Genomic DNA, 25,491 nt, shown 5'->3' with positions numbered 1-25,491 from the left:
GGGTGCACATTGCGACAAAGGAGCGTGCGTTGTCAGAGGGTCCGACTACATTCGAGGTGACGGTGGACGCAGGCCGGATTCGGACGTTCGGGTAGAGGGGGCCGCATGGCGAAGAAGGACGCACCGCCCCGCTGGGACCGCGCGATGCAGCAGCGCCTCACGCGCGGCGAGGCAGCCGCGCTCGGCGAGCTGTACGACCGGTTCGCCTCACTCGTGCACGGCATCGCCCACCGCGTGCTCGACGACGAACGCGCGGCCGACCGCATCACGCACGAGGTCTTCGCCCACGTCTGGGAACACCCCGACGCCTACGACCCCAAGCAGGGCCCGCTGCGCACCTGGATCGCCGCCCTCGCCCACCACCTCGCCGTCCAGCGCCTGCGCGCCACCGGCACCGCCGCCCTCGCCCACGGCGGCCCGGGCACCCCGGAGGACCTGGAACACCGCGTGCGCAGGGCCGCCGTCGCCGCCCGCGCGGACTACATCGTCCAGTCCATGCCCGCGCCCCTGCGCGCCGCCCTCGAACTCGCCTACTTCCAGCGCCGCGACTACCGCCAGGCCGCGGCCGACCTCGATGTCACCGAGGAGGAGGCCCGCCGCCGCCTGCGCCTCGGCCTCCAGCTCCTGGCCACCGCCCATGACACCGCGGCCCCCGACGCACCCCCCGGATACGGAGGCGCGGCATGACCGGCGCCGACCGCCACGCCCAGGACCCGTACGACAGCCCCGCCCCGCCGCGCATCCCGCTGCCCCGCGCCTCCGTCGAGGACACCGGGCTGCCGCTGCCCCGGCTGGAAGGCCTGCCCCAGGGGGACGCCGACATGCCTGACGACACCGGGGACACCGCCGGGAGCCCCGTCCCCGCAGCACCCCGTATCCCCGCCCAGGCCTCCTCCCCCGGCCCTCCCGCCACCTCTCTGGAGCACAGGGTGCTCATGTCACTTCTGGGCGCGTGGGCGCTGGCTGCCTGTTCGGCCCAGGAGGCGGAGGCCGTCGAGGAGCACCTGAGCGAGTGCGGCGGCTGCGCCGACGAGGCGCGCAGGCTGCGCGAGGCCGTCGGGCTGCTCCAGCGCCCCGAACCGCTCGACCTCGACCCCGGGCTGCGCACCCGCGTCCTCCAGAACTGCCTGGAGCGCCGCCCGCCGCGCATCCCTGTGCCCCCATGGACACGCGGCTACGACGCCGAGACCGCGCGCCTGGACGCCCTGCTCCAGGACTTCGGCGACGCGGAGTGGCACGCGCCCGTGCGGCTGCGCTGGTTCGAGGAGGAGGGCCAGGTCAAGCGGCGTACGACCGTCGCGGGCGTGATCGCCCACCTGCTGGCCGTCGACGGCCTCGTCGCCGTCGCCCTGGGGCTCGACGACCCGATCGCCCCCGCCGGCCCGGACGCGCCCGCAGGGCCCGCCGAGCGGACCGAGGCGTATTGGCAGGCGTCCCGCTTCCCGCCCACCCGCACCGTGCGCGCGCCCTGGCGCGAGCAGAGCCACGACATCGTGCGCACGGCGTCCTTCACCGGCGGCGGCGCCGGCGGGCTCGGGGTGTCGTACGGCCGGTTCGAACTGCCGTTGCGGGACGCGCTGGTCGACCGGGCCTTCGAGTGCTGGGTGCACGCGGAGGACATCGCCGACGCCGTGAACTACCCCTACGAGCCGCCCGCGCCCCGGCAGTTGCGCGAGATGATCGAGCTGGCCGCGCGGCTGCTGCCCACGGCGCTCGCCGACCGCCGCCGCGCGGGGCTCGCCTCCCCCGTGCGCAGCCGCCACCTCGCGCCCGCCGGAGCGCCCGGGCGCAGTCTGCGGCTGGAGATCGAGGGGCTCGGCGGCGGGGAGTGGTACATCCCGCTGGACTCCCCCGCGGCCGTGGGCTCCGCCGAGCACGAGGTGGCCCATGTCGCCCTGGACGACGTCGAGTTCTGCCAGCTCGCGGCGGGACACGTGCGCCCCGAGGACGCCGCCGCCGGCCAGGACGGGGACCGGGAGGCCATCAAGGACGTGCTGTTCGCGGCGGCCTCACTGAGCCGGATGTAACCCCGGCCCGGGATACGCGACGACAAAGGGGGCCTCTGTGTAAGGGGCCCCCTCCATGGACGACGGGTATTACACACACCCCCCGCGCCGCAGGTCTACGCGAAGACGACCGTCCGCCGCCCGTTCAGCAGGATCCGCCGCTCCGCGTGCCACTTCACCGCGCGCGCCAGCGCCTGGCACTCCACATCGCGCCCGATAGCGACCAGCTGGTCCGGCGTCACCCCGTGCCCCACCCGCTCGACCTCCTGCTCGATGATCGGCCCCTCGTCGAGGTCGGCGGTGACGTAATGGGCCGTCGCGCCGATCAGCTTCACCCCGCGCGCGTGCGCCTGGTGGTACGGCTTGGCGCCCTTGAAGCTCGGCAGGAAGGAGTGGTGGATGTTGATGATCCGGCCGCTGAGCTGCTTGCACAGATCGTCGGAGAGGACCTGCATGTAGCGGGCCAGGACGACCAGTTCGACGTTCTCCTCCCGGACGATCTCCAGCACCCGCGCCTCGGCCTCGGCCTTGGTGTCCTTGGTGACCGGGATGTGGTGGAAGGGGACGCCGTACGAGCCGACCAGCTCCGCGAAGTCGGTGTGGTTGGAGACCACCGCCGCGATCTCCACCGGCAGCGCGCCCGTCCGCGCGCGGAACAGCAGGTCGTTCAGGCAGTGCCCGAACCTGCTGACCATGAGGACGATGCGCATCTTCTCGTCCGCGCGGTTGATCTGCCAGTCCATGTGGAAGGAGTCGCCGATCGCGGCGAAGCTGGCGCGCAGCTTCTCCACAGTCACCGGGGCCTCCGCCGAGAAGTGGACGCGCATGAAGAACAGGCCCGTGTCGTGGTCGCCGAACTGCTGGCTGTCCTCGATGTTGCAGCCGGTCATGAAGAGGTAGCTCGACACGGCGTGCACGATGCCCTGCTTGTCCGGGCAGGAGAGGGTCAGGACGTACTGCTCGGCCGGGACCGGGGCGGCGGGGCTGGACTGCGCGTTCATGCGCTACAGGGTCCCATACCGGCCAGGGCGCGCCGGTCGGCGTCCGACCGGCGGACCACCTGTCCGACCGGCGGACCACCCCGTACGCGCCCTACGCCGACCTCGTCACGATCCGCAGCACCTCGAGCGACTGCGGCACCGCCTCCGGGTCGTCGCCGTCCGCCAGGGCCAGCCGCACATGCGCCTCCCGCGCGGCGTGCACGGCCTCCGGCCAGCCCTGGTGCGCCAGGTACGCGGAGACGGGCGCGTCGGGCCCCACCTGGTGCATGATCCGCAGCACCCGCAGCACGGCCGTGTCGACGAGCGCCGCCTCCTGGGAGTCCCGGAAGATCGTGCCCACGTACTTCTCGGCGGACCAGTTGTCCAGCCAGGTGTCCTCGACCAGCCGGTACACGGCGTCGGTGACGTCGCCGTATCCTTCGACGCCGGCCAGCCAGACGCTCCGCTGGAACGTCTGGTCGGAGAGCATGTGCAGCGCGGAGCGCACATTGCTGCGCCAGCGCCACCATGGCATGTCGTTGAGTGGCATGGCGCCCATGGTGGTCGAGCGACGGCCCCGACGGGAAGGGTTCTCCGGTGCTTGCGCGGTCATAGATCCTATGATCTCCGACCTATCGCACCCCCATAAGCCCACCCCCTCCCCTCCGGCAGCCGCAATTCACCTCCGCGTCACCTCACGTTGACTCCAAGTCACTCCCGAGTTGGGGATGTGACGGAAGCGTGTGTGCCCATGACCGGCAGGCGACACATACGCAGCACCCTCCTCCCCGGGACCGGCCGCTTCACCAGGTCCGTCAGAGCAAGAGCTACTGCGGCGCTGGTGGCCGGAGCGTCACTCGCCGCCGGCTGCGGTGTCGTCCCCGGCACCACGGGGGGTTCCGGGGACGGCACGATCACCGTGATGACCTGGGCCCCGGACGGCACGGCCGCGACGAACAAACCCGGGATGCCCGCGTTCGCGAGCGCCTACGCGCGCTGGATCAACGACAACGGCGGCCTCGGCGGACGCCGCCTGAAGGTCCTGACCTGCAACGACCACAACGACACCGTCGGCGCCGCCAAGTGCGCGCGCCAGGCCGTCAAGGCGGACGTCGTCGCCGTCGTCGGCTCCTACAGCCAGTACTCGAAGTCCTTCTTCCCGCCCCTGGAGGGCGCCGGCGTCCCCTACATCGGCGGCTACGGCGTCACCGAGAACGAGTTCACCAGCCCGCTGTCCTACCCGGTCAACGGCGGCCAGCCCGCGCTGCTCGCCGGCCTCGGGGAGTCGCTGGCCGACAGCTGCGGGCGGATCACGCTCGTGCGGCCCGACACGATCGCCGGCGACTCGCAGCCGGTGATGCTCGACGCGGGCCTGGAGTCGGGCGGCCACACGGCCGTCTCCGACCAGCTCGCGGCCGAGGACGCCACCGAGTACAACTCCGCCGCCGAACGGGCCCTGAAGGAGGCCACAGGCGGCTCCTCGGGCAAGACGGGCTGCGTCGTCCCCGCCCTCGGCGACCGCACCAGCACGTTCATGGACTCCTTCCGCCGGCTGCGCGCGGACTACCCCGAGGTGCGCACGGCGTCGGTGCTCGGCAGCGTCGACCAGACCGAGGTCGACTCCACGGGCGGGGCGGCGGGGCCGTACGAGGGGTCGTACGTCACCGGCTGGTACCCGGTCGCGAGCGACGCGCGGTGGGACGAGATGAAGAAGGTCATCAAGGAGGAGGCCTTCTCCGACACGCGTATCGACGCCGACGACACGGGTGTGCAGACGACCTACCTCGCGTTCACGGTCCTGAAGCAGGCCGTGGAGTCGCTCAAGGGAGGTGCCGTGACGTCAACTTCCGTACGCAGCGCCCTGGATGGCGGCCTCAAGGTGTCCACCGGGGGCCTCACCCCCACCCTGAGCTGGGAGTTCTCCGGGCGGCTCGGGTCCGTCGGGTTCCCCCGGATGGTGAACGCCGATGTGACGCTCCAGGTCGTGCGCCAGGGCCGGCTCGTCGCCGCCCGCAAGGGCTTCCTGGACGTGACGAAGTCATTGGAGACGGCGAGCCTCAAGTGACCGCGCGCCTCAAGTAAGGAGCGCCCGCCCAGGGCAACGCCCCTTACACCGGCAGCGCGCCTCAGAGCTGCGTCGGCTGCCGTTCCGTCAGCCCGTACTGCTTCGCGATCGCGTTCCACAGCTCCGCCGCCTTCGCCTTCTGCTGGGTGGCGGTCCCGCTCTCCTTGTTGCCGGCGGCGGTCTCGGACGTCGTCCGGGCCTGGCCCTTCTTGCAGCTCTTCTTGTTGCCGGAGACCTGGTCGGCCCAGGCCGCGTAGTGGTTGTCGGCGGCGGCCGAGGCGTGCCACGCCTTGGTGAGGGCGTCGGTCAGATCGGCGTGGTCCGGCAACTGGTCGACCTTGAGGGCCGACAGCTTCGTCACCAGGTCGTTGCGCTGCTGGGCCGCGCCGCGCAGGTCGCTCGCCGCCTGGTCGAGGTTGGAGCAGGACTTGACCTCGGCGACCGCGTTGATGACGGCCGTGCGGCTGCTGCCGCTGTCCGCCAGCAGCTTGTCGAGGGCCTGCGCCTGGGCCTGCGCGCCGTCCGCCGCACCCTCGCTCGGCGTGGCCTCGGCGGCGACGGCGACGTTCTTGCTGTCGTCGCTCTTGCCCCCGCCGCCCATCATGGCGCCCGCCCCGAGCCCGACGGCGACGATCCCGACGCCGACGGCCGCGAACAGGGGCACCCGGGACTTGGGCCGGCCACCCCTGCCCCGCCGCTCGTCGGCGACGGGCGGCGCGTACCCGGCCTGCTGCCCGTACGCCGGCTGCTGATGCCCGTACTGCGGCTGGGCGTACGACGGCCCAGGAGCGGCCCCCGGCATGCCCGCACCGGGCATCGCAGCCCCGGGCCCAGCGGCACCCGGCATCGCACCCCCAGGCACCCCCGCCCCGGAAGCAGCCCCCGGCCCGCTCCGGAACAGGTTCTCGAACCCGGCGGGCGGCGCCTGCCCGGCGTCGGCCGGGACCGGCGGGATGACCTGCGTGGGCTGGGAGTCGGCCCCGGGATAACCCCCCGCCTCGGGCGGCAGCGCGCCCGGACCGACGGGAGGCAGAAGTTGAGTGGCGCCCTCGTACGCGGGCCCCGCCGGAACGGGCGGCAGCACCTGCGTCGCCCCCTCCGGGAACCCTCCGGACATCCCGTCCGTTATCGGGGGCAGATACTGCGTGGCGCCCTCGGACCCCGGATAACCCCCGTCCACCACAGGGGGGATGACCTGCGTCGCCCCGTCGTCGACCGGCGGCAACGGCATCCCCTGGCCCCCGCCGTAGGAAGCGGCGCCCTCGTATCCGTACGCCGTGCCCTGCCCGTACGACGCACCCTGCGCGCCGGCGTCGTACCCGCCGGGCATCCCGCCCTCGGGCGGCAACGGCGTGCCCCCCATGGTCGCGCCCGGCATGGCCCCCGGCATCGCCCCGGACGCGGCGGAGCCGTACGGCTGCTGCTGGTCGGCGGGCAGCGGCCAGCCCTGTTGCTGCTGCGGCGCGGCGGGGCCGGCGTACCCCTGGCCGGTGCCGTCATGGCCGGCGTACCCCTGGGCGGCGCCCTCCTGACCCCCCGAGTACCCCTGAGCGCCCTCCTCGCCCGCGTACGCCTGAGCGCCCTCCTGGCCGTGGCCGGGGCCCCACTGTTCGCCCCAGCCCTGGCCTGCCGCCGGGGGCCGGCCGGGGGTGTAGGACGGTGGGGCGGGCGGGAGCGCGGCGGCGCCCGTCATGCCCGGCAGCAGCGGCTCACCGCCGTCCGAGGGCAGCACGATGCCTTCGCGCGCGGTCCGCGCCGCGGGCTGCTCGCCCTGTCCACTCTGCGTCACCGGGACTCCTACTTACGGGGGAATTTCGGCAGTCGTCGGCTCACGCTACCGGGTCTCCTGAAGCAGGGGCTACGCGGTCAAGTCCGTGACCTCCCTCCTTGTGACGTCACTAACAGCCCCCGGCCGCCGTACCCACCGGTACGGCGGCCCCATGGGCTGACGGCGTCTCAGGCCGCGCTCTGGAGGTCCAGCCGGGCCCCGAACTCCCGGACGACGGGTTCGTCGCGGTAGGGCTCCAGGCGTTGTTGAAGGTCGTCGAGGTATTCGGCGCCCCGGTTGGAGCGCAGCGTCTCCAGCAGTTCAAGCGCTTTAAGTCCGGTGTGGCAGGCCTGTTCCACCTCGCGCTGCTGGACCTGGGCGGTGGCGAGGAGGACGTAGCCGATCGCGCGGCGGCGGGCACGGGTCGGCGGATGGCCGGCGAGGGACTGCTCGGCGCAGCGCGCGGCGGCTTCCGCCTGGCCGAGGTCCCTGTGGCAGTGCGCCAACTCGTCGGCCAGGTAGGCCTCGTCGAAGTGCGCGATCCACTGGGGGTCGTCCCCGGTGTCGGTGCCGGCCGCCTCCAGTGCGGCGAGCGCCCGCCCGGAGGCGATCTGGGCGGCCCGGACGTCCCCGAGCAGCGCGTGGCCGCGCGCCTCGGCGGCGTGGAACATCGACTCCGCGCGCGGGGTGACCCGTCCGCGCGCCCCTTCCTGTGCGGCGCGCGCCAGCTGGGCGATCTCGCGCGGGTTCCCGAGCTGTGCGGCGAGATGGCTCATGGACGCGGCGAGCACATAGCCGCCGTATCCTCTGTCGCCCGCGGCCTGTGCGAGCCGCAGGGACTGGATGTAGTAGCGCTGGGCGAGTCCGGGCTGGCCGGTGTCGACGGCCATGTAGCCCGCCAGTTCGGTCAGCCGGGCGACCGCGGCGAACAGGTCCCGGCCGACCGCCTCCCGGTAGGAGCCCGCGAGCAGCCCGGAGACGACGCTGTTGAGGTAGTGCACGACGACCGGGCGCACATGCCCGCTGCCGTACTGGTGGTCGAGGTCGACGAGGGCCTGGGTCATGGCGCGTACGGCGGCCACGTCGGACTGGCCGACGCGCGGGCCCGCCGTGCGCGCGACCTGGGCGTCCGGCGCGGAGATCAGCCAGTCGCGGCTGGGCTCGACCAGCGCGGAGGCGGCGACGGAGGACCCGGAGAGGAAGTCGCGCCGGCCGACGTCGCTGCGCCACAGCTCGCAGACCTGCTCGATGGCGCCGAGCACGGTCGGGGAGAACTGGAGACCGACTCCGGAGGCGAGGTTCTTGCCGTTGGCCATGCCGATCTCGTCGATCGTGACCGTACGGCCGAGTTTGCGGCCGAGCGCCTCGGCGATGATCGCCGGTGCCCTGCCCCGAGGTTGCTGTCCGCGCAGCCAGCGGGCCACGGACGTCTTGTCGTAGCGCAGGTCGAGGCCGTGCTCCGCCCCGCACATGTTGACCCGGCGGGCGAGCCCGGCGTTCGAGCACCCCGCCTCCTGGATGAGCGCCTGCAACCGTTCGTTCGGCTGCCGCGCGACAAGCGGCCTTGCGGCCATGGCGTAACCCCCTGTGGCTGCGGTGCCTGCCACGCACCGAGTTGACGTGTCTTCCACCGGAAGGACCGGACGCGGACCGGGTGTTCAAAGTCCTCGACCGGCGGCCGAAAAAATCCGGCCGTGAAGATCAGTGCCCCGCGGACATGACGAAAATGCGGGACATGCGAGGATTGCCGGAGTAAGGGTGGAAGCCGTCCCCCCAGGGTGACTCCCCGTTTCCCCCGCTCTGTCCCTACCCGCTCCGGCGCCGTCGACCGCCACGCGCCCCCGGACGTGCACCCATGCGCCCCGACCCCCGAATCAGTGCTCTCCCCCGCGCATTTGGGCGTTCGTTCGGGCGTGCGTAACCCCTGGTGACCGCTAGAGTTGTGCACACCGTGGAAGAGACCATTGCCGGCGTCGCCGAAGCCACCCAAATCCCGAAGCAGCGCGGGGAAACGCTGCTGGAAACCGCCGTTCGCTATACCGAGGAGCGCCATTGGGACGTGTTCCCCGGCGCCTGGCTGGAAGCCGTCGACGGGGTGCAGCGGTGCTCCTGCGGCGAGGCCGGCTGCGCCGCGCCCGGCGCACACCCTGTGCGCCCCGACTGGGCGACGCAGGCGACGGGCAGCGCGACCGTCGCGCGCCGGCTCTGGCAGAAGCAGCCGAACGCCTCGATCCTGCTGCCCACCGGACGCACCTTCGACGCGATCTCCGTGCCGGAGACGGCCGGGTTCCTCGCGCTCGCGCGCATGGAGCGCATGGAACTCACGCCGGGGCCCGTCACGTTGACGCCCGACCGGCGGATGCAGTTCTTCGTCCTGCCGGGCGCCTCGGTGAAGGTCCCCGACCTGCTGCGCAGGATCGGCTGGAGCATCGGCGCGCTGGATCTGGACGTGCTGGGCGAGGGCGGCTACGTCGCCGCGCCGCCCACCCGGTACGGCTCGCGCGGCGCCGTCCAGTGGGCCTGCCGGCCGACCGCGGCGAACCGCTGGCTGCCGGACGCCGAGGAGTTGATCTCACCGCTCGCCTATGCGTGCGGGCGGGACCGCTGAGCATTTCCCCTTGGCCGGCGCATTCGGGGTTGCCCGGGGCGTGTTCGGCTTTTGAAAACAGGCAGGTGGATACGCCGTAGGGTTCTTTCATGGACTCGTCCGCTGTTGTGGTGCAGGGGCTCTGGAAATCGTTCGGGTCGCAGATCGCGGTGGCCGGGATCGATCTCTCTTTGCCCGCCGGGAAGTTCATCGGACTGGTCGGGCCGAACGGGGCCGGGAAGACCACGACGCTGTCGATGGTGACCGGGCTGCTGCGGCCCGACCGGGGGACCGTGCACGTCCGCGGCCGGGACGTGTGGTCCGATCCGGCGGCGGTGAAGGCCCGCATCGGGGTGCTGCCCGAGGGGCTACGGCTGTTCGAGCGCCTCTCCGGGCGTGAACTCCTCGGCTACAGCGGGCGGTTGCGGGGGCTGCCGGGCGCCGAGGTCGACAAGCGGGCCGCGCAGCTGCTGGAGGTCCTCGATCTCGCCGGGGCCGGGGGAAAGCTGATCGTCGACTACTCGACCGGTATGCGCAAGAAGATCGGCCTCGCCGCGGCGCTGCTGCACAACCCCGAAGTCCTGTTCCTGGACGAGCCGTTCGAGGGCGTCGACCCCGTCTCGGCGCAGACCATCCGCGAGGTCCTGGAGCGCTACACCGGCTCCGGCGCGACCGTCGTCTTCTCCTCCCACGTCATGGAACTCGTCGAGTCGCTGTGCGACTGGGTGGCGGTGATGGCCGCGGGACGGATCCGGGCGACGGGGACGCTGGCCGAGGTGCGGGGCCAACACCCCACGCTCCAGGGGGCGTTCCTGGAGCTGGTGGGGGCGAGCGGGCGGGGGGCCTCGGATCTGGACTGGCTGGGGAGGGGGGAGTCGGCGTGAGCGGGGGGTCGGGGGGCGACGTAAGTAGCGCTTCAGGTACGGGAGTTGGCGCGAGCGGCGCTCCGGGAGTCGGCGCGAGCCGTCCCGAACTCACCCTCGTCCGGCTGAAGTTGTCGCTGCTGCGCAACGGGCTGCGGCAGTCCGGTGGCCGGCGGGCCGCGTTCGTGGTGTCCGTCGTGGTGTCGCTGCTGTTCGCCACCGTGCAGCTGCTGGGGCTGGTGGCGCTGCGCGGGCACGCGCACGCGGACGCGGTGGCCGTGCTGCTGACGGGGCTGCTCGCGGTGGGGTGGGCGGTGATGCCGCTGTTCTTCCCCGGCGGCGACGAGACGCTCGACCCGACCCGGCTGGCGCTGCTGCCGCTCCAACCCCGGCCGCTGGTACGGGCGTTGCTGCTGGCGTCGCTCGTCGGCACCGGCCCGGTGTTCACCTTCGTCCTGCTCACCGGCTGCGTGGCGGCCGTCGCCGAGGGGCCGGCCGGCTGGGCCGTCGGGGCCGTCGCGGTGGTGCTCGCGCTGCTGGTGTGCGTGGCGCTGGCGCGGACGGTGGCGACGGCGAACGTCCGCCTGCTCAGCAGCCGCAAGGGCCGCGACCTGGCCGTCCTCAGCGGACTCGTCGTCGCCGTCGGCGCCCAGCTGGTCAACTTCGGCGCCCGGAGCCTCGGTTCGGCGGGCCTCGGCGAACTGGCCCCGGCCGGGGACGTCGTACGGTGGCTGCCGCCGGCGTCGGCGATCGGCGCGGCCCGCTCGGCGAGCGAGGGGTCGTACGGCACCGCCGCCGCCCAACTCGCGCTGTCCGTACTGGCGTTGGCGGGTCTGGGGTGGGTGTGGGCGCGGAGTCTGACGCGGCTGATGACGGCGCCGGACGCGTCGACGCTGCCGTCCGACCCTGCCGCCAACACCTCGCCCTGGAAGGGTAGTTGGCTGCCCGACGGGCGGACCGGCGCTGTCATGGAGCGCGGCCTGCGCTACATCTGGCGCGATCCGAAGACCAAGTCGGCCTGGGTGACGGCGCTCGCGATCGGCCTGATCGTCCCGCTCTTCAACGCCTGGCAGGGCACCGGCACGGTCTACCTCGCCTGCTTCGCGGCCGGCATGCTCGGCATCCAGATGTACAACCAGTTCGGCCAGGACACCTCCGCCTTCTGGATGGTCGCGGCGACGATCTCGTCCCCGCGCGACGCCTACGCCGAACTGCGGGCGCGCGCTGGGGCGTTGCTGCTGATCACGCTCCCGTACTCCGCTCTCGTGACCGTCCTGACCACGGCGGCGCTCGGCGTGTGGGCGCGGCTGCCGGAGACGCTGGGGCTGTCGCTGGCGCTGCTGGGGGCGCTGCTGGGGACCGGGGCGTGGATCTCCGCCCGCTTCCCGTACTCGATCCCGCAGGAGGGCAACCGCAACGTCGCGCCCGGACAGGCGGGGCTGGCGTGGATCTCGATCCTCGGCGGCATGGTCGGCGCCGCGCTGCTGTGCGCCCCGGTGATCGGGCTGGCGGTCTGGCTGGCCGTCAGCTCCGGCGGCCAGGAGTGGCGTTGGGTGCTGCTTCCGGTGGGGGCGGGGTACGGGGTGCTGATCGGCTGGGGCGGCCTGCGGCTGGCGGCGCCTCAGGTGGCGGGGAGACTGCCGGAGATTCTGGGGGCGGTGAGCAAGGGGTAGGGGCGGCGGGGGCGTTGGGGCAGGGCGTTGGGGCGGGGGCGTTTGGGGCGGGGGCGTTTTGAGGGGCGCCCGCAGCTCGCGCCGGCCGCAGTCGTGCACCCGCAGCACAGCTCGCGTCAGCCGCGGTCCCGCACCCGCAGCACAGCTCGCGTCGGCCGAAGCCGCGCCGTGAACCACAGCGGAGCGCCCCTCACCGTTCCGCGAACACCCCGTCCACGAACGGCTCCAGGACCTCCCGCCAGGTCTCCGGCTGGTCGTAGTGGACCAGGTGCCCGGCGTCGGGGACCTCCGCGTACTGGCCGCGCGGGAGGACGCGGACCATCTCCTGGGCCTCCGCGCGGCCGAGTTCGCCGTCGAGGCCGCGCACGACCAGCGCGGGGCAGCGCACCTGCGCGAGGTCGTCCCAGTGGGCGTCGTACACCCAGGTCTCGCGGGACTTCAGCATCTGTTCGGGCTCGAAGACGGGGCGCCAGCCGTCCGCGCACTCGTGCATGACCTCGGCGTAGAACGTGCCGCGCGCGGGGTTGGGGCGCTCCACCCAGGGGTCGTCGCCGCCGAACCACTGGCGGACGTCGGCGAGGGTGGCGAAGGGGACCGGCCAGGACTCGAACCAGTCGGCCCACTCGCGCTGGGAGGCCGCCCCGAGGGCCGAGGCGCGCATGTCGCAGACGACGAGGCCGCGGACCAGGTCGGGCCGCTTGGCGGCGAGCTGCCAGGCGGTGAGCGCTCCCATGGCGTGTCCGACGAGGACGGCGGGGGCGAGGCCGAGCTGCTCCAGGGCCGCCTCGGCGTCCTCGACGTACGCCTCACGGGTGAACGCCGCCTGCGGGGGCTTCTCGCTCTGGCCGTGGCCCCGCTGGTCCAGCGCGACCGCGCGGTGGCGGGCGGAGAGCCAGCGGGCCGTCGACGCCCAGTGGGAGGCACGGCCCATCAGGCCGTGCAGCAACAGGACACCGGACGACGGCTCGCCCGGGCCGGGCGGGCCCGGTGGGCCCTGCTGGTCCGGGGCCGGTTTCGGCGGATCGCCGAACTCCCACGCGGCGAGTCCCACGCCGCCGGTCCCGGTCACGTCGATGCGTCGCGTCATTGGTCCAGGCACCCCCCTGGCTCCGCTCGGACCGCTCGCTCCCGCTAGAGCCCGCCGGTCCGAGACAACCGCTTCGTGTCTGCCGTCGTACCACTACCGCTGTGCTGCTCGCGCTGCCGCCTTCCGTGCCTCGCCCGCCCGCCCGGCGCGGATCTCCCGCTCTCGACGGACTGCTTCCCTCATCCGCAGCGTATCGAATGCGTATTCGAACAAGGGAGACTCGGCCCGTAACACCCCTCTTTCGAGTGACCACCCTCAAGGAATGATCGCCGCTGCCGAGGGGAGATCTTCAGCGGGAGGCGGACCGATCGGGGAAACCGGTCCGAGGGGAATGACCCTGAGAGCTCGGGGCTCCGGGTCAGCAAAGGGGAGGACAGGCCCCGGTGCCGCGAGGCACCGGGGCTCTTCCCATGACAGCGACTTCGGCTGTGGCCCATCGTCCCCGCCCCTCCTGTCATATGCCTCACGCGACAGCCTTGCACGCGCGGCGCCGGAGCGCCGCCCCTCGACACAGGGAATCTTCGGCTCCGGCAGGCCCTTATGGGAAGCCCCAACTGGGCCTGAACCACCCGGAGTTGAGGATCAGCGCTTGGCCACGAACACGTGCGACGCGACATCGGCCTCCAGCTCGGCCGCCTCACCCCCACTGCCGACCAGCACCCCGCCCGCCGACTCCGTCACGCTGACGACCGACCCGGGCTGCACCCCCGCGCGGCGCAGCGTGTACATCAGCTGCGCGTCCGTCTGGATGGGCTCCCCGATCCGCCGTACGACGACGGTCTTGCCCTCGGAGCCGGGGTCGAGGTCGGCCAGGGAGACCATGCCCTCGTCCAGGAACGGGTCGGCGCCGTCCTTCTCGCCCAGCTCCTCCAGGCCCGGGATGGGGTTGCCGTAGGGCGACTCGGTGGGGTGGCGCAGGAGCTCCAGGACGCGGCGCTCGACGGCCTCGCTCATCACGTGCTCCCAGCGGCACGCCTCCGCGTGGACCTGCTCCCACTCCAGGCCGATCACGTCGACCAGGAGACATTCGGCCAGCCGGTGCTTGCGCATCACGCGCGTGGCGAGCCGGCGGCCCTCGTCGGTCAGCTCCAGGTGACGGTCGCTGGCGACCGAGACCAGTCCGTCGCGCTCCATGCGCGCGACCGTCTGGCTCACCGTCGGCCCGCTCTGGTCGAGCCGCTCCGCGATCCGGGCGCGCATGGGGACCACACCTTCCTCCTCAAGCTCAAGGATGGTGCGGAGATACATCTCCGTGGTGTCGATCAGTCCGGACATACGTGCCCCTCGATTTGCTCTGCCGGAGGCTGAAGGGCTCTCCGGCGCGTGCGCTGGCCCTGTCGTCAATTCTGCCGGATACCACTGACAACCGTGCCGCGCCGGGGAAACAGCGGGGTTACGAGGTGGCCGACAGCCGGGCGCGCGCCTTTGACGTGCGGCGGGGGCCGATCCGGGGGCCCGCAGGGGCCTCCGGCGTATTGACAGGGCAGTGGTCCAGACCGCACGGTGAGCGGCGGAGCGGACACGGACCGGTCATCCCGCGCGTACGGCATCGGTGGAGGGGCCCTCGTATGAGTGACCGCAGGCTCGGTGAGCAGTTCTTCGACGCCGCCGTCGCGCTGCTGCGCCGGGTGCGCGACGAGGAGGGCGGGGCCGTCGAGGCGGCCGGGACGCTGCTCGCGGGCACCGTCGCGCGCGGGGGACGGCTCTTCGCGTTCGGCGCCGGGCACTCCTCGCTGGCCGCGCAGGACGTCGTCTACCGCGCGGGCGGGCTCGCGGTGATGAACCTGCTCGCCGCCCCCGGGCTCGTCGGCGTCGATGTGCGCCCCGCGACCCTGGGGTCCGCCCTGGAGCGCGTCGACGGGCTCGCGACGGCCGTCCTGGAGACCTCGCCGCTGCGCGCGGGGGACGCGCTGATCGTCGTATCGCTGTCCGGGCGCAACGCGCTGCCCGTCGAGATGGCGCGGCACGCGCGCGCACGCGGGGTGCGCGTCATCGGTGTGACCTCGCTGTCCTACGCCTCAGGGACGAGTTCCCGGCACTCCTCGGGGACGTTCCTGAAGGACCACTGCGACGTCGTCCTGGACTCCAAGATCGCTGTCGGCGACGCGGAGCTGACCCACCCGGCCGTCCCGGCGCCCTTCGCCCCCGCCTCCACGGTCGTCGCCTCCGCCCTCCTCCAGGCCGTCGTCGCCACGGCGGCCGAGGTCCTGGCGGACCGGGGCATCGAACCCCCCTTGCTGCGCTCGGGCAACGTCGACGGGGGCCACGAGTGGAACGCCCGCGTGATGGACACGTACCGGGACCGCATCTTCTACGGGCCGTGAGCTGCGTCCTTAAGGGGCGCCGGCCCCCAGGGTCCCCGCCAGATCCAGCGCCGCCGCGATGCGTACGGCGACGTCCTCCGCGTAGGCCGAGTCGGCCCGCTCGAAGGCCGTACGGCCGCTGCCGCGCAGGAACGTGACGACACCCAGGGTGCGGCCCCGGCTGCGCAGGACGGTGGAGAGGGCGTGGACGGTGCTGTCGGGCCACTGGCGGGCGCGCGCCCACAGGCGGGCCTGGTCGGCGGGGACGCTGCCGGCGCCGGTGCGGACGGTGCCCGCGCGGGCGACGCTCTGGAGCGCGGGGTGGCTCTCCGGGTAGCCGACGGGCAGCCCGGGGTGGCCGGACAGGACGCTGGGTCCCGGCCCGGTGGAGGGCGTCGCGGCCACGCGCGCGAGGCGGACCGGCGCCTGCGGGTCCTCCGGTCCTGCGTCCGTGTGCGGGCCGCCCAGGACGCGGTCCAGGATCGCGTGGTCGGCGAACCCGGCGAGCGCGAAGTCCAGGTGGACGGTGGCCGCCTCGGCGGGGTCCTCGCACTCGGCCGCCGCGCGGGCCGCGCGGTGCAGCTGGTTGGCCCGGAAGCGCAGCAAGGAGGCCTCCTGCTCGCCCTGCTTGGCCTCTGTGACGTCCTGGAAGAGCCAGCCGACGCCCAGCGGCACGGGCTCCTCCGTGAGCGGCGAGGCGAGCCGCAGGAAGCCGCTGCGCCAGCAGCGCCGCTCCTCGCCGTCCGGTGTGCGCACCCCGATCCACATCTCGGCCGGCGCGGGCGGCGCGCCCTCGGCCAGGACGTGCGTGAGGGCGCTCTCCAGCTCCTGCACGCCCTGGGTGAGCAGATCGCCCAGGGGACGCCCCAGGGCCGCCGTACGGCCCGTGCCGAGCGACCGCGCGGCGTGCGCGTTGACGACCGCCGGGCGCAGGTCCGCGTCGACGAGGACGACACCCCAGGAGGCGTCCTCGAACAGTGCCTCGCTCAGCGCGATGGACCGCTCCAGGTCGATCTGCGCGTGGACCTCGCTGAACGCGCAGTACAGGCCGGCGGGCTCGCCGTCGGGCCCGCGCACGGCCGCCGACTGCGTGCGCACCAGGACCCGGCCGCCGTCCTTGGTCAGCAGCGCGAACTCGTGCACCTGGCGGCCGGCCGCGTGCATCGCCGCCAGCAGGCGGGACTGAACCTCCGCCGCGTCCGCGCTGCGCACCGCCCAGCCCGCGAAGCCGCGCCGCCCCACGGCCTCCTCGGCGCTCCAGCCGAGGAGGCGCTCCGCCTCGCGGTTCCAGTGCGTGACGACCCCGTCGGCGTCGAACGCGCACAGCGCCGCGTCCATGCCGTCGAGCAGCGCGGCCAGCAGGTCGGACCCGTACGGGCCGTCCCTGCCGGGCTCGTCCGGGCCCACCTCGTCAGTGGTCCCGCTGCTCCGGGAAGCGCTCACCTGGACCCCCTGCCAGCCGCCGCGCGTCTGGCGCGCCGGTCCGCTCGTTCGCCTTCATTCAACTGGAACGTGACACAGCCCACACGGTGTTCCCGAAAGCTCGTGGGCCGGCGAAAAAGAGTCCGCGAAAAAAGAGGTTGAGCGGCGTCCAGGGCGTACCTACTGTGTGGGGCACACGAGAAGGGAGGTGGTTCGGCAGATGTATGAATACCGGACGCGTGAGGTGACTGCGGGCTAGCGCCCGTCACCCACTCAGTGCGGTGCCGGACCCGCGCGCGAGCCAAGCGCGCAGCCGGCCCAGTCCCGAGCAGTCACCCGACCCGCGAACCGCCGGTACGTCCGGCCGACTCCTCCCCGGAGGAACCTGGTTCGCGGGTCGCCTGCGTTCCCGGCCCCCGCCCGCCCCGGACGTGATCCACATCACATCCGGTTCTCCCTCCGCGCAGTAGGCTGACCTCGTGCTTTCGCTCGTACGACGCCGCCACGTGGACTACGTCCGCGTCACGAGCATGGGCTGTCGACGCTCCGTCTGAGCCTCCGGCCCCTTCCGCACCGGCCCCTCGGCCGCCCTGCGGGCCTTCCTCTCTCCCGTTCACCCGGCATCGCGCCCGCGCCCACCCATGACGCCCGCGCGGCCCCCGTACACCCACGGACAGACCATGACGCACCCGTCGTACCAGCAGCTGCCGATCATCGACCTCTCCGCCGCCGACGCGGGGCCCCGAGCGCGTGAGGAGCTGCGGGCGCGGCTGCACGGCGCGGCGCACGACGTGGGGTTCTTCCAGCTCGTGGGGCACGGGGTGAGCGACGAGGAGACCGCGAGCCTCGTGTCGGCGATGCGCGCGTTCTTCGCGCTGCCGGAGGCCGACCGGCTCGCCCTGGACAACGTCAACTCGCCGCATTTCAGGGGCTACACACGTACGGGTGATGAACGCACCGGCGGCCGGCAGGACTGGCGCGACCAGCTCGACATCGGCGCCGAACGCCCCGCGCGCGTACCGGCGCCCGGCGAGCCGCCGTACTGGTGGCTGGAGGGGCCCAACCAGTGGCCCGCCGCGCTGCCCGAGCTGCGGACGGCCGCGCTGCGCTGGGTCGACCGGCTCAGCGGGGTCGCCGAGAAGCTGCTGCACGAGCTGCTGGCCTCCATAGGCGCCGACCCCGGCTTCTACGACGGCGTCTTCGGCGCCCACGCGCATCCGCACCTGAAGCTGGTCCGCTACCCGGGCAGCGCGGGCGACGGCGCCGGCCAGGGCGTCGGCGCGCACAAGGACTACGGTTTCCTCACCCTGCTGCTCCAGGACCAGGTCGGCGGGCTCCAGGTGCAGCGCGAGGACGGTCTCTTCCACGACGTGCCGCCCCTGGAGGGCGCGTTCGTCGTCAACCTGGGGGAGCTGCTGGAGGTCGCCACCAACGGCTACCTGGTGGCCACCAACCACCGCGTGGTCTCCCCGCCCGGGGCCGTCGAGCGCTTCTCGGTGCCGTTCTTCTACAACCCGCGCCTCGACGCACGCGTGGAGCCCCTGGCCTTCCCGCACGCCTCGACGGCCCCTGGGGTGACGGCCGATCCGACGAACCCCTTGTTCGCGGAGTACGGGTTCAATGAGTTGAAGGGGAAGATGCGAGCCCACCCTCTGGTGGCCGAGCGGCATCACGCGGACCTGCTGTCCCCGGCGTAGCGGCGAACCTTAAGGAAGCCGGGTTGCCCTAAGGAAGCCAAGTTGTAAGGGGCGCCCCTCCAGGAGAACGCCCCTTACCTGCGCAGCTCGCGTCAGTGCGCGATCCCCTCGTACCCGTCGATCTCCCGAGGGTCGCGCGTCCCCGGACCGATGTACCGCGCGGACGGCCGCACCAGCCGGCCGGTCCGCTTCTGCTCCAGGATGTGCGCCGACCAGCCGGCCGTGCGCGCGCAGGTGAACATCGACGTGAACATGTGGGCCGGGACCTCGGCGAAGTCGAGGACGATCGCCGCCCAGAACTCCACGTTGGTGGCGAGCACCCGGTCGGGCCTGCGGGCGTGCAGCTCGGCCAGGGCGGCCTTCTCCAGCGCCTCGGCGACCGCGAAGCGCGGGGCGCCCAGCTCGCGGGCGGTGCGGCGCAGCACGCGCGCGCGAGGGTCCTCCGCGCGGTACACGCGGTGCCCGAAGCCCATGAGGCGCTCGCCGTTGTCGAGCGCCCGCCTGACGTACGCCTCGGCGTCGCCGGTGCGCTCGATCTCCTCGATCATGCCGAGCACCCGGGAGGGCGCGCCCCCGTGCAGTGGCCCGGACATGGCTCCCACGGCGCCGGAGAGGGCCGCGGCGACGTCGGCGCCGGTGGAGGCGATGACGCGGGCGGTGAACGTCGAGGCGTTCATGCCGTGTTCGGCGGCAGAGGTCCAGTAGGCGTCGACGGCCGCGACGTGCTTGGGGTCGGGCTCGCCGCGCCAGCGGATCATGAAGCGTTCGACGACCGACGTCGCCTTGTCGATCTCCCGCTGGGGCACCATCGCGTGCCCCTGGCCGCGCGCGGACTGGGCGACGTACGACAGGGCCATCACGGCGGCGCGCGCGAGGTCGGCGCGGGCCTGCTCGGCGTCGATGTCCAGGAGGGGCCGCAGGCCCCAGACGGGGGCGAGCATGGCGAGCGCGGACTGGACGTCGACGCGGATGTCGCCGGAGTGGACCGGGATGGGGAACGGCTCGGCGGCCGGCAGTCCGGGGTCGAAGGCGCCGTCGACGAGCAGGCCCCAGACGTTGCCGAACGAAACATGGCCGACCAGGTCCTCGATGTCGACGCCCCGGTACCGCAGGGCGCCGCCCTCCTTGTCCGGTTCGGCGATCTCCGTCTCGAACGCGACGACTCCTTCGAGCCCGGGTACGAAGTCGGACATCAGGCGGCTCCTCGGGGTAAGGGCTGGGCCGACGCCCGGCGTCCCGCCGGGGCGGCATCAGCACCCTATCCCCGAGTGTCAACCATGGGGAGAGTTCGCGGCACTCAGTGCCATCCGGGCATCCTGGGCGTGATCCTCCGGCAAACCCCCGCCGCCGGCCTCCGGTACGGCAGGATGGCCCGTGTGAACGACCGTGACGCCGCCACCCCGGACCCCGCCTCGATGCGTACGCAGTACAGGGCCGAGGGGTTCACCGAGGACGATCTGGCCGCGACCCCGCTGGAGCAGTTCGCCCGCTGGTTCCGGCAGGCCGCCGCCGAGGAACGGATCGCCGAGCCCAACGCGATGGTCGTCTCCACCGCCGACGCCGAGGGCCGGCCCAGTGCGCGCACGGTCCTGCTGAAGCACTTCGACGACCAGGGCTTCGTCTTCTACACCAACTACGACTCCCGCAAGGCCCAGGAGCTCACCGCCAACCCCCATGTGGCCCTCCTCTTCCCCTGGCACCCCATGGCCCGTCAGGTCATCGTCCAGGGCGTCGCCCGCCGCACCCCGCGCGACGAGACGGCCCGCTACTTCCGCACCCGCCCGCACGGCTCCCAGCTCGGCGCCTGGGCCGGCACCCAGTCCTCGGTCATCGCCTCCCGCGCGGAACTGGACGACTCCTACAAGGAGCTGACCTCCCGCTACCCCGAGGGCGAGCAGGTCCCCGTCCCCCCGCACTGGGGCGGCTTCCGGGTGGCCCCCGAGTCCGTCGAGTTCTGGCAGGGCCGCGAGAACCGCCTCCATGACCGCCTCCGTTACGTCGCCGAACCGGACGGGGGCTGGCGGGTGGAGCGGCTCAGCCCCTGAACTGCGACCACCGTAACCTCCGCCACTGACAACGCCCTTGACCTGCCGTTTCTCACCCCAGCTCGGCCTCTGTCAGCGTCACCCACTGCCGTACGACCCGCTCGCGGCGCGGCCGGTCGTCGGTGAGGAGGTTGGCCAGGCCGAGGCCCCGGGCCATGTCCAGGAGGCCCTGTACGGTCTCCCGGACCCCGGGGCGCGACTCGTCGGCGGCGAGCAGCTCCACGGCGATGCGGTGGGCCTCCCGGCCGACCTTCGCCTCCAGCTCGGTCACCTGGGGGCGCAGCTGCTCCTCGTTGGAGGCGGCCACCCATAGGTGCAGCGCCGCGCGGAAGAGGGGCCCGGTGTAGAGGTCGACCAGGGCGCCCACCACGGCCGGGCGGTCGGCGGCGCCCTGGGGGAACAGGGTGCGCAGGGCGGCGCAGCGCTGCTCGGCGACGTACGCGACGGCGGCCGTGAACAGGTCCTCGCGGGTCGGGAAGTGGTGTTGCGCGGCGCCCCGGGAGACGCCCGCGCGTTCGGCGACGACGGCGACCGTCGAGCCCGCCCAGCCGTGCTCGGCGAGGCACGCGACGGCGGCCTCCAGGAGCCGCTGCCGGGTGGCGCGGCTGCGGTCCTGCTTGGGGACGCGGTCGCCCGGCACCCGGTCGGCCATGGTCACAGCACCCATGCGGGCTCCCGTCGCATCCCGGTCGAAAGTCTCCAGAACCTTAGCCGTGAGAGGGCGTTGCGGGATGTCCGTGGCGTCGAGGCTGAGCCTCTCGACGCCACGGACACGACTGCGGCCGGGCAACGTCAAGACTCACGCCCCGCCCCCACGGGAAGGCTTCCGCCCCGCCCCCGGCGGCCCCGCGAACGCCTGCGCGATGTCCAACCACCCCTCCGCGTCCGCCCCTTCGGCCCGCAGCGCGAGGTCCGCGCGGTGGGCGCGCTGGGTGACCAGGAGGCAGAAGTCGAGCGCGGGACCGGTGACCTTCCCGTCGGCGTCCTCGGGCCCGAACACCCACAACTCACCCGAGGGCGCGGCGAGTTCGACGCGGAACTCCTCGAACGGCGGGACCTTCCCGTGCATGCTGAACGCGAAGTCCCTTGTGCGGACGCCGAGTCGGGCGATGTGGCGCAGCCGGCCGGTGGGGGCGGGGGTGACGCCGAGCGCGCCGGCGACGTCGAGGCCGTGCGCCCAGGTCTCCATCAGGCGGGCGGTCGCCATGGACGCGGTCGTCATAGGCGGCCCGTACCAGGGGAAGCGGGCCCCGGCGGGCGCCGCGCGCAACTCCTTCTCCAGGGCCGCGCGTTCGGCCCGCCAGCCGCCCAACAGCCGTACGGGCGGCCTGCGTACGCCCTCCTCGGCGCCGTTGTCGACGAAATCCCCGGGCTGCACGAGCGCCTTCTCGACCTCGCGGGAGAAGGCGGCCTGATCGGTCATCGCCAGCCGGGCGTTGCGGTCGGTCCAGGCGAGGTGGGCGATCTGGTGGGCGACGGTCCAGCCGGGCGCGGGCGTCGGCAGCAGCCACTGCTCCGGGGTCAACTCGGCGACCAGGAGGTCGAGTTCGTCGCTCTCGGCGCGCAGGTCGTCGATGACGGGGGTGGGGTCGGCCATGGGGGCGAGCATGGCAGCGGACGTATAAACAAGCAAACGTGCTTGTATAAGCCGGCGGGTGTTCAGGAGGCGGCGGCCTCGGCCGACTTCCGCTTGCCGCGCCCCACTTGGGTCCGCACGGCCCCCAGGCTCGCCGCGATGACCAGGCTGATCGCCAGGGTCTGCGGAAGGCTGAGGGTCTGGCTGAGGACGAGGAAGCCCGCGAGGGCGGCGATGGCGGGTTCGAGGCTCATCATGACCGCGAAGGTCGAGGCGGGCATGCGGCGCAGGGCGAGCAGTTCGAGGGTGTAGGGCAGGACGGACGACAGGACGGCGACCGTCGCACCCAGGGCCAGCGTCCTCGGGTCGAGCAGCCGGGAGCCGGCCTCGATCGCGCCCAGCGGCAGGAACAGGATGGCCCCTACAGCCATGGCCAGGGCGAGCCCGTCGGCCTGCGGGAACCGGCGACCCGTACGGGCGCTGAAGACGATGTACAGCGCCCACGCCGCGCCCGCCGACAGCGCGAACGCGACGCCCGCCGGGTCGAGTCCGCCGACGTTCCCGCCGCCGAGCAGGAAGACGCCCGCGAGCGCGAGGGCCGCCCAGACGAGGTTCATCGCGCGGCGCGAGGCGAGCACCGACAGCGCCAGCGGGCCGAGCACTTCGAGGGTGACCGCCGGGCCGAGCGGGATGCGGTCCAGGGCCTGGTAGAACAGGCCGTTCATGGCGGCCATGGTGGCGCCGAAGACGATCACCGTGCCCCAGTCGGCGCGCGAGTGGCCGCGCAGCCGGGGGCGGCAGACCAGCATCAGGATGAGCGCCGCCGCGAGCAGCCGCAGCGTGACGACGCCCAGCGCGCCCGCCCGCGGCATCAGCGTCACCGACACCGCGCTGCCGAACTGCACCGAGATCCCGCCGGCCAGCACCAGGCCGACGGGCCCGAGAGCGCCGAACCTGCTGCCGCGCGGGGCCGCGCCCACGTCGGGGTGGTCCCCGGGTGTTCCCGTAGGGGGCGCGACAGCGGGCTGGGCTGCGGTGGTGGGTTCAGGGGTGGTCACGTGCGGTCCCGGGGGCTCGGCGTTCGTTCATCTCGGTGTACTGCCGAGTCCACGGTAATGGACCGAGACAGGTGTGTGAACCCACTTAGCCGCTGTCTCGGAGCGTGAGATGTCAGATACCGGGCCAGGGCGGTTCGTCGTCCCGGAAGAGGGGGCGGCCGTCGGGGAGGGTGGTGACGACGGCGGGGGCGGGGGCCGGGGGGACCTGGCCGTAGTAGGGGGTGTACGGGTCGTAGGCGGCGTAAGGGTTCTGTTCGACGGGGGCGGCGGGGGCGGCGGGGGGCGGGGTGTCGTACCCGTAGGGCCCGTAAGTCCCGGAGGACCCTGAGGACCCGTAAGTCCCGTAGTGGCCGTAGTGGCCGTAGGACCCGTAAGGCCCGTAGGGGTGCTCGGGGTTCTCGGGGGGCGTGCTCCAGGTGGGGGCGGCTGCCGGAACCGGCTCCGGGGTGAACAGCGGGACCACCCCCTCCGTCCCCTCCGTGAACAGCGGCAGCCGCAGCTCGCCGGTGTCCATGGCCGCGTTGTTCTGGGAGCGGTGGAGGCGGGAGTAGGCGCCGCCGCGGGCGAGGAGTTCGTCGTGGCGGCCGGTCTCGACGACCCGGCCGCGGTCCACGACGAGGATGCGGTCGGCGTCGGGGGCGAGGTTCAGATCGTGGGTGATCATGATGGTCGTACGGCCGGTCATCAGCCGGCGCAGGGGCTTGACGACGCGGCGGGCGGCCATCGCGTCGAGGCCGGTGGTGGGCTCGTCGAGGACGAGGACGGGGGCGTCGCGCAGGATCGCGCGGGCGATGGCGAGCCGCTGGAGCTGGCCGCCGGAGAGGCGGGCCGTGCCGGGGTCGATCCGCGTGTCGTAGCCGTCGGGGAGGCGGACGACGAAGTCGTGGGCGTCGGCCGCCCGGGCCGCGGCCTCGATCGCCTCGTCGCTGGCGCCGGACCGGCCGCAGGCGATGTTGGCGCGGACGGTGTCGTGCAGGACGAGGGTCTCCTGGGGCAGGAGGGTGACGTACTCCCGGAGCCGGTTGACGGGGAAGTCCCCTAGGGGGATCCCGTCGAGCCGGATCTCACCGGCGTCGGGGTCGTAGAAGCGCAGCAGGAGTTTGGAGACCGTCGACTTCCCGGCGCCGCTCGGGCCGGTGACGATGACCAGTTCGCCGGGGCTGACCCGGAAGGAGAGACCCCTAAGGGTGGGGTCGTCGGCGCCGGGGTAGCGGAAGGAGACGTCGCGAACCTCGACGGCGCCGTCCGGGCGGCCGGTGTCGACGGGGCTGCGGGGGTCGGCGACGGCCGGTTCGGCGTCGAGGATCTCGATGAGGCGTTCGGCGCCCGCGGTGGCCGCGGTGATGGTCAGGCCGAGCTGGGCGAGACCGCGCACCGGCGGGTAGAGGTAGCCCAAGAAGGCGGCGAACGCGAGGAGTTGGCCGAGGGTCATGCGGCCGGTGGAGATCTCCCAGGCGCCGATGCCGATGACCGCGAGGACGCAGACCGTCTCGATGACCTGGACGAGTTGCTCGTAGGCCTCATTGAGGCGGGTGGAGCGGACGGAGGCGCGGAACCAGGCGGTGGCCTCCTCGTGCAGCCGGCGGCGCTCGGCGTCGCGGCGGCCGTAGGCCTGGGTGAGGACGATGTTGCCCAGGGACTCCTCGACGACGGAGGTGATCGCGCCGTCGGCGACGCGGCCCTCGCGGGAGACGTCCTTGATGGAGCCGGAGAAGCGGCGGGCGGCCAGCCAGAAGAGGGGCGCCAGGACGAAGGTCGCGGTCGCGAGGTCCCAGCGCAGCCAGAACGCGGCGGCGGCGTAGAACAGGGCGCTGAAGGCGGCCGAGGCGGCGCCGATCAGGCCCGAGACGACCAGCGTCTCGATCGCCTCGACGTCACTGGTCAGCCGGGACAACAGGTCGCCCTGGCGGTGGAACTGGAAGAAGTGCGGGGGCAACTGCTGTACGTGGTCGAAGACATGCTCGCGCAGTCTCATCACGAAGCGCTCGGTGGCCCAGGCGGCGAGGGAGTTGCCGGCGTACGCGACGATCGCGCCGACGATCGCGACACCCAGCCACTTCAGGGCGGGCGCCCAAAAGGCGCTCAGCGAACCCTGGTTGAGGGCGTGGTCGGTCAAGTCGCCGAAGAGCAGGATGGCTTCGGTCTCGGCGAGCGCCGCGACGATCGTGCACCCCCAGACCAGCAGCAGCCACTTGCGCAGTCCCCTGGTCAGCGGCCAGAAGCGGCGGAACGCGACCTTGGAGGGAATGGTCGGGGTGTCGTATTCATATTCATCGGAATCAGGACCGATGCCGTGATCAATATCGCGGGCATCATTTTCTATATTCCTGCCGCTCATCCGAACCGCCCTTTTCCGTCCGC

The 25,491-nt window shown here is 73.0% G+C and carries 21 protein-coding genes; 9 read left to right on the top strand and 12 right to left on the bottom strand.

Translation table 11 applies throughout. The annotated features are described in order from the left end of the window. The first annotated feature begins 105 nt into the window (after window positions 1–105). On the top strand, window positions 106–687 hold the full coding sequence (locus ACYUD3_RS34195; RefSeq protein ID WP_470978840.1) for a sigma-70 family RNA polymerase sigma factor: 582 nt from the start codon (window positions 106–108) through the stop codon (window positions 685–687). Continuing rightward, window positions 684–2,027, top strand: a complete 1,344-nt coding sequence (locus ACYUD3_RS34190; protein WP_470978837.1) for a maleylpyruvate isomerase N-terminal domain-containing protein — start codon at window positions 684–686, stop codon at window positions 2,025–2,027. The genes ACYUD3_RS34195 and ACYUD3_RS34190 overlap by 4 nt, the downstream gene beginning before the upstream one ends. A 95-nt stretch (window positions 2,028–2,122) precedes the next feature. Here ACYUD3_RS34190 and purU read toward each other — a convergent pair whose 3' ends face one another. Continuing rightward, window positions 2,123–3,007, bottom strand: a complete 885-nt coding sequence (purU, locus tag ACYUD3_RS34185; RefSeq protein WP_470978834.1) for a formyltetrahydrofolate deformylase — start codon at window positions 3,005–3,007, stop codon at window positions 2,123–2,125. 91 nt (window positions 3,008–3,098) lie between these two features. Further along, entirely contained in the window at window positions 3,099–3,599 is a 501-nt protein-coding gene (locus ACYUD3_RS34180; protein ID WP_470978831.1) for an SCO4402 family protein, read from the bottom strand. 138 nt (window positions 3,600–3,737) lie between these two features. Here ACYUD3_RS34180 and ACYUD3_RS34175 point away from each other — a divergent pair, with 138 nt between their 5' ends. After that, window positions 3,738–5,051 carry an ABC transporter substrate-binding protein gene (locus tag ACYUD3_RS34175; RefSeq protein WP_470978828.1) on the top strand — a complete coding sequence of 438 codons (1,314 nt, stop codon included), beginning with the start codon at window positions 3,738–3,740 and terminating at the stop codon, window positions 5,049–5,051. Between the two features lie 61 nt (window positions 5,052–5,112). Here the strand turns inward: ACYUD3_RS34175 and ACYUD3_RS34170 are convergent, their stop codons facing one another. Then, window positions 5,113–6,840, bottom strand: coding sequence for a hypothetical protein (locus ACYUD3_RS34170; RefSeq protein ID WP_470978825.1), 1,728 nt, complete (start codon window positions 6,838–6,840; stop codon window positions 5,113–5,115). A 167-nt stretch (window positions 6,841–7,007) separates the two neighbouring features. Beyond that, the gene (locus ACYUD3_RS34165; RefSeq protein WP_470978823.1) at window positions 7,008–8,393 is read right to left on the bottom strand and encodes a transcriptional regulator; all 1,386 of its coding nucleotides are present in this window, start codon (window positions 8,391–8,393) and stop codon (window positions 7,008–7,010) included. A gap of 368 nt (window positions 8,394–8,761) precedes the next feature. On the opposite strand from ACYUD3_RS34165, the gene ACYUD3_RS34160 reads away from it, so the two are divergent. From ACYUD3_RS34160 to ACYUD3_RS34150, 3 genes are all read left to right on the top strand, one after another. Further along, window positions 8,762–9,427, top strand: coding sequence for a bifunctional DNA primase/polymerase (locus ACYUD3_RS34160; protein ID WP_470978996.1), 666 nt, complete (start codon window positions 8,762–8,764; stop codon window positions 9,425–9,427). Between the two features lie 89 nt (window positions 9,428–9,516). Continuing rightward, window positions 9,517–10,290 carry an ABC transporter ATP-binding protein gene (locus tag ACYUD3_RS34155; protein WP_470978821.1) on the top strand — a complete coding sequence of 258 codons (774 nt, stop codon included), beginning with the start codon at window positions 9,517–9,519 and terminating at the stop codon, window positions 10,288–10,290. A gap of 110 nt (window positions 10,291–10,400) precedes the next feature. Next, window positions 10,401–11,942, top strand: a complete 1,542-nt coding sequence (locus tag ACYUD3_RS34150; protein WP_470978818.1) for a transporter — start codon at window positions 10,401–10,403, stop codon at window positions 11,940–11,942. Window positions 11,943–12,132: 190 nt separating this feature from the next. Here ACYUD3_RS34150 and ACYUD3_RS34145 read toward each other — a convergent pair whose 3' ends face one another. Together ACYUD3_RS34145 and ACYUD3_RS34140 are read right to left on the bottom strand one after the other, a co-directional pair. After that, window positions 12,133–13,029: an alpha/beta fold hydrolase gene (locus tag ACYUD3_RS34145; protein WP_470978815.1), complete on the bottom strand. Its 897-nt coding sequence runs from the start codon at window positions 13,027–13,029 to the stop codon at window positions 12,133–12,135. Between the two features lie 582 nt (window positions 13,030–13,611). After that, entirely contained in the window at window positions 13,612–14,304 is a 693-nt protein-coding gene (locus ACYUD3_RS34140) for a metal-dependent transcriptional regulator (RefSeq protein WP_150947846.1), read from the bottom strand. Between the two features lie 293 nt (window positions 14,305–14,597). Between ACYUD3_RS34140 and ACYUD3_RS34135 the strand changes: the two genes are divergently transcribed. Next, window positions 14,598–15,353, top strand: coding sequence for an SIS domain-containing protein (locus ACYUD3_RS34135; protein ID WP_470978812.1), 756 nt, complete (start codon window positions 14,598–14,600; stop codon window positions 15,351–15,353). 9 nt (window positions 15,354–15,362) lie between these two features. On the opposite strand, the gene ACYUD3_RS34130 is transcribed toward ACYUD3_RS34135, so the two are convergent. Next, on the bottom strand, window positions 15,363–16,775 hold the full coding sequence (locus ACYUD3_RS34130) for a PAS domain-containing protein (protein ID WP_470978809.1): 1,413 nt from the start codon (window positions 16,773–16,775) through the stop codon (window positions 15,363–15,365). A gap of 659 nt (window positions 16,776–17,434) precedes the next feature. Here ACYUD3_RS34130 and ACYUD3_RS34125 point away from each other — a divergent pair. Further along, complete coding sequence (locus tag ACYUD3_RS34125) at window positions 17,435–18,451, top strand: isopenicillin N synthase family dioxygenase (RefSeq protein WP_470978806.1); 1,017 nt, start codon at window positions 17,435–17,437, stop codon at window positions 18,449–18,451. Window positions 18,452–18,543: 92 nt separating this feature from the next. Here ACYUD3_RS34125 and ACYUD3_RS34120 read toward each other — a convergent pair whose 3' ends face one another. Further along, window positions 18,544–19,644, bottom strand: a complete 1,101-nt coding sequence (locus ACYUD3_RS34120; protein WP_470978803.1) for a citrate synthase 2 — start codon at window positions 19,642–19,644, stop codon at window positions 18,544–18,546. A 174-nt stretch (window positions 19,645–19,818) separates the two neighbouring features. On the opposite strand from ACYUD3_RS34120, the gene pdxH reads away from it, so the two are divergent. Then, on the top strand, window positions 19,819–20,496 hold the full coding sequence (gene pdxH / locus ACYUD3_RS34115) for a pyridoxamine 5'-phosphate oxidase (protein ID WP_470978801.1): 678 nt from the start codon (window positions 19,819–19,821) through the stop codon (window positions 20,494–20,496). Between the two features lie 52 nt (window positions 20,497–20,548). On the opposite strand, the gene ACYUD3_RS34110 is transcribed toward pdxH, so the two are convergent. The 4 genes from ACYUD3_RS34110 to ACYUD3_RS34095 all read right to left on the bottom strand — a co-directional run bounded on the left by ACYUD3_RS34110 (window position 20,549) and on the right by ACYUD3_RS34095 (window position 25,468). Further along, window positions 20,549–21,163, bottom strand: a complete 615-nt coding sequence (locus tag ACYUD3_RS34110; RefSeq protein WP_470978798.1) for a TetR/AcrR family transcriptional regulator — start codon at window positions 21,161–21,163, stop codon at window positions 20,549–20,551. Between the two features lie 132 nt (window positions 21,164–21,295). Then, window positions 21,296–22,093: a TIGR03084 family metal-binding protein gene (locus tag ACYUD3_RS34105; RefSeq protein ID WP_470978795.1), complete on the bottom strand. Its 798-nt coding sequence runs from the start codon at window positions 22,091–22,093 to the stop codon at window positions 21,296–21,298. A gap of 62 nt (window positions 22,094–22,155) precedes the next feature. Next, on the bottom strand, window positions 22,156–23,130 hold the full coding sequence (locus tag ACYUD3_RS34100; RefSeq protein WP_470978792.1) for an EamA family transporter: 975 nt from the start codon (window positions 23,128–23,130) through the stop codon (window positions 22,156–22,158). A 112-nt stretch (window positions 23,131–23,242) separates the two neighbouring features. Beyond that, on the bottom strand, window positions 23,243–25,468 hold the full coding sequence (locus ACYUD3_RS34095) for an ABC transporter ATP-binding protein (RefSeq protein ID WP_470978790.1): 2,226 nt from the start codon (window positions 25,466–25,468) through the stop codon (window positions 23,243–23,245). Window positions 25,469–25,491 lie beyond the last annotated feature (23 nt).

Source organism: Streptomyces sp. AMJ-169, assembly GCF_055597585.1.
This window is presented reverse-complemented; position numbering and strand designations above follow the sequence as displayed.

Excerpts from the sequence above, each read along its gene's own strand:
- ACYUD3_RS34195 (WP_470978840.1), top strand. The coding sequence starts at position 106 with ATGGCGAAGAAGGACGCACCGCCCCGCTGGGACCGCGCGATGCAGCAG.
- ACYUD3_RS34190 (WP_470978837.1), top strand. The coding sequence starts at position 684 with ATGACCGGCGCCGACCGCCACGCCCAGGACCCGTACGACAGCCCCGCC.
- purU (WP_470978834.1), bottom strand. The coding sequence starts at position 3,007 with ATGAACGCGCAGTCCAGCCCCGCCGCCCCGGTCCCGGCCGAGCAGTAC.
- ACYUD3_RS34180 (WP_470978831.1), bottom strand. The coding sequence starts at position 3,599 with ATGACCGCGCAAGCACCGGAGAACCCTTCCCGTCGGGGCCGTCGCTCG.
- ACYUD3_RS34175 (WP_470978828.1), top strand. The coding sequence starts at position 3,738 with ATGACCGGCAGGCGACACATACGCAGCACCCTCCTCCCCGGGACCGGC.
- ACYUD3_RS34165 (WP_470978823.1), bottom strand. The coding sequence starts at position 8,393 with ATGGCCGCAAGGCCGCTTGTCGCGCGGCAGCCGAACGAACGGTTGCAG.
- ACYUD3_RS34155 (WP_470978821.1), top strand. The coding sequence starts at position 9,517 with ATGGACTCGTCCGCTGTTGTGGTGCAGGGGCTCTGGAAATCGTTCGGG.
- ACYUD3_RS34145 (WP_470978815.1), bottom strand. The coding sequence starts at position 13,029 with ATGACGCGACGCATCGACGTGACCGGGACCGGCGGCGTGGGACTCGCC.
- ACYUD3_RS34140 (WP_150947846.1), bottom strand. The coding sequence starts at position 14,304 with ATGTCCGGACTGATCGACACCACGGAGATGTATCTCCGCACCATCCTT.
- ACYUD3_RS34135 (WP_470978812.1), top strand. The coding sequence starts at position 14,598 with ATGAGTGACCGCAGGCTCGGTGAGCAGTTCTTCGACGCCGCCGTCGCG.
- ACYUD3_RS34125 (WP_470978806.1), top strand. The coding sequence starts at position 17,435 with ATGACGCACCCGTCGTACCAGCAGCTGCCGATCATCGACCTCTCCGCC.
- ACYUD3_RS34120 (WP_470978803.1), bottom strand. The coding sequence starts at position 19,644 with ATGTCCGACTTCGTACCCGGGCTCGAAGGAGTCGTCGCGTTCGAGACG.
- pdxH (WP_470978801.1), top strand. The coding sequence starts at position 19,819 with ATGGCCCGTGTGAACGACCGTGACGCCGCCACCCCGGACCCCGCCTCG.
- ACYUD3_RS34110 (WP_470978798.1), bottom strand. The coding sequence starts at position 21,163 with ATGGGTGCTGTGACCATGGCCGACCGGGTGCCGGGCGACCGCGTCCCC.
- ACYUD3_RS34105 (WP_470978795.1), bottom strand. The coding sequence starts at position 22,093 with ATGGCCGACCCCACCCCCGTCATCGACGACCTGCGCGCCGAGAGCGAC.
- ACYUD3_RS34095 (WP_470978790.1), bottom strand. The coding sequence starts at position 25,468 with ATGAGCGGCAGGAATATAGAAAATGATGCCCGCGATATTGATCACGGC.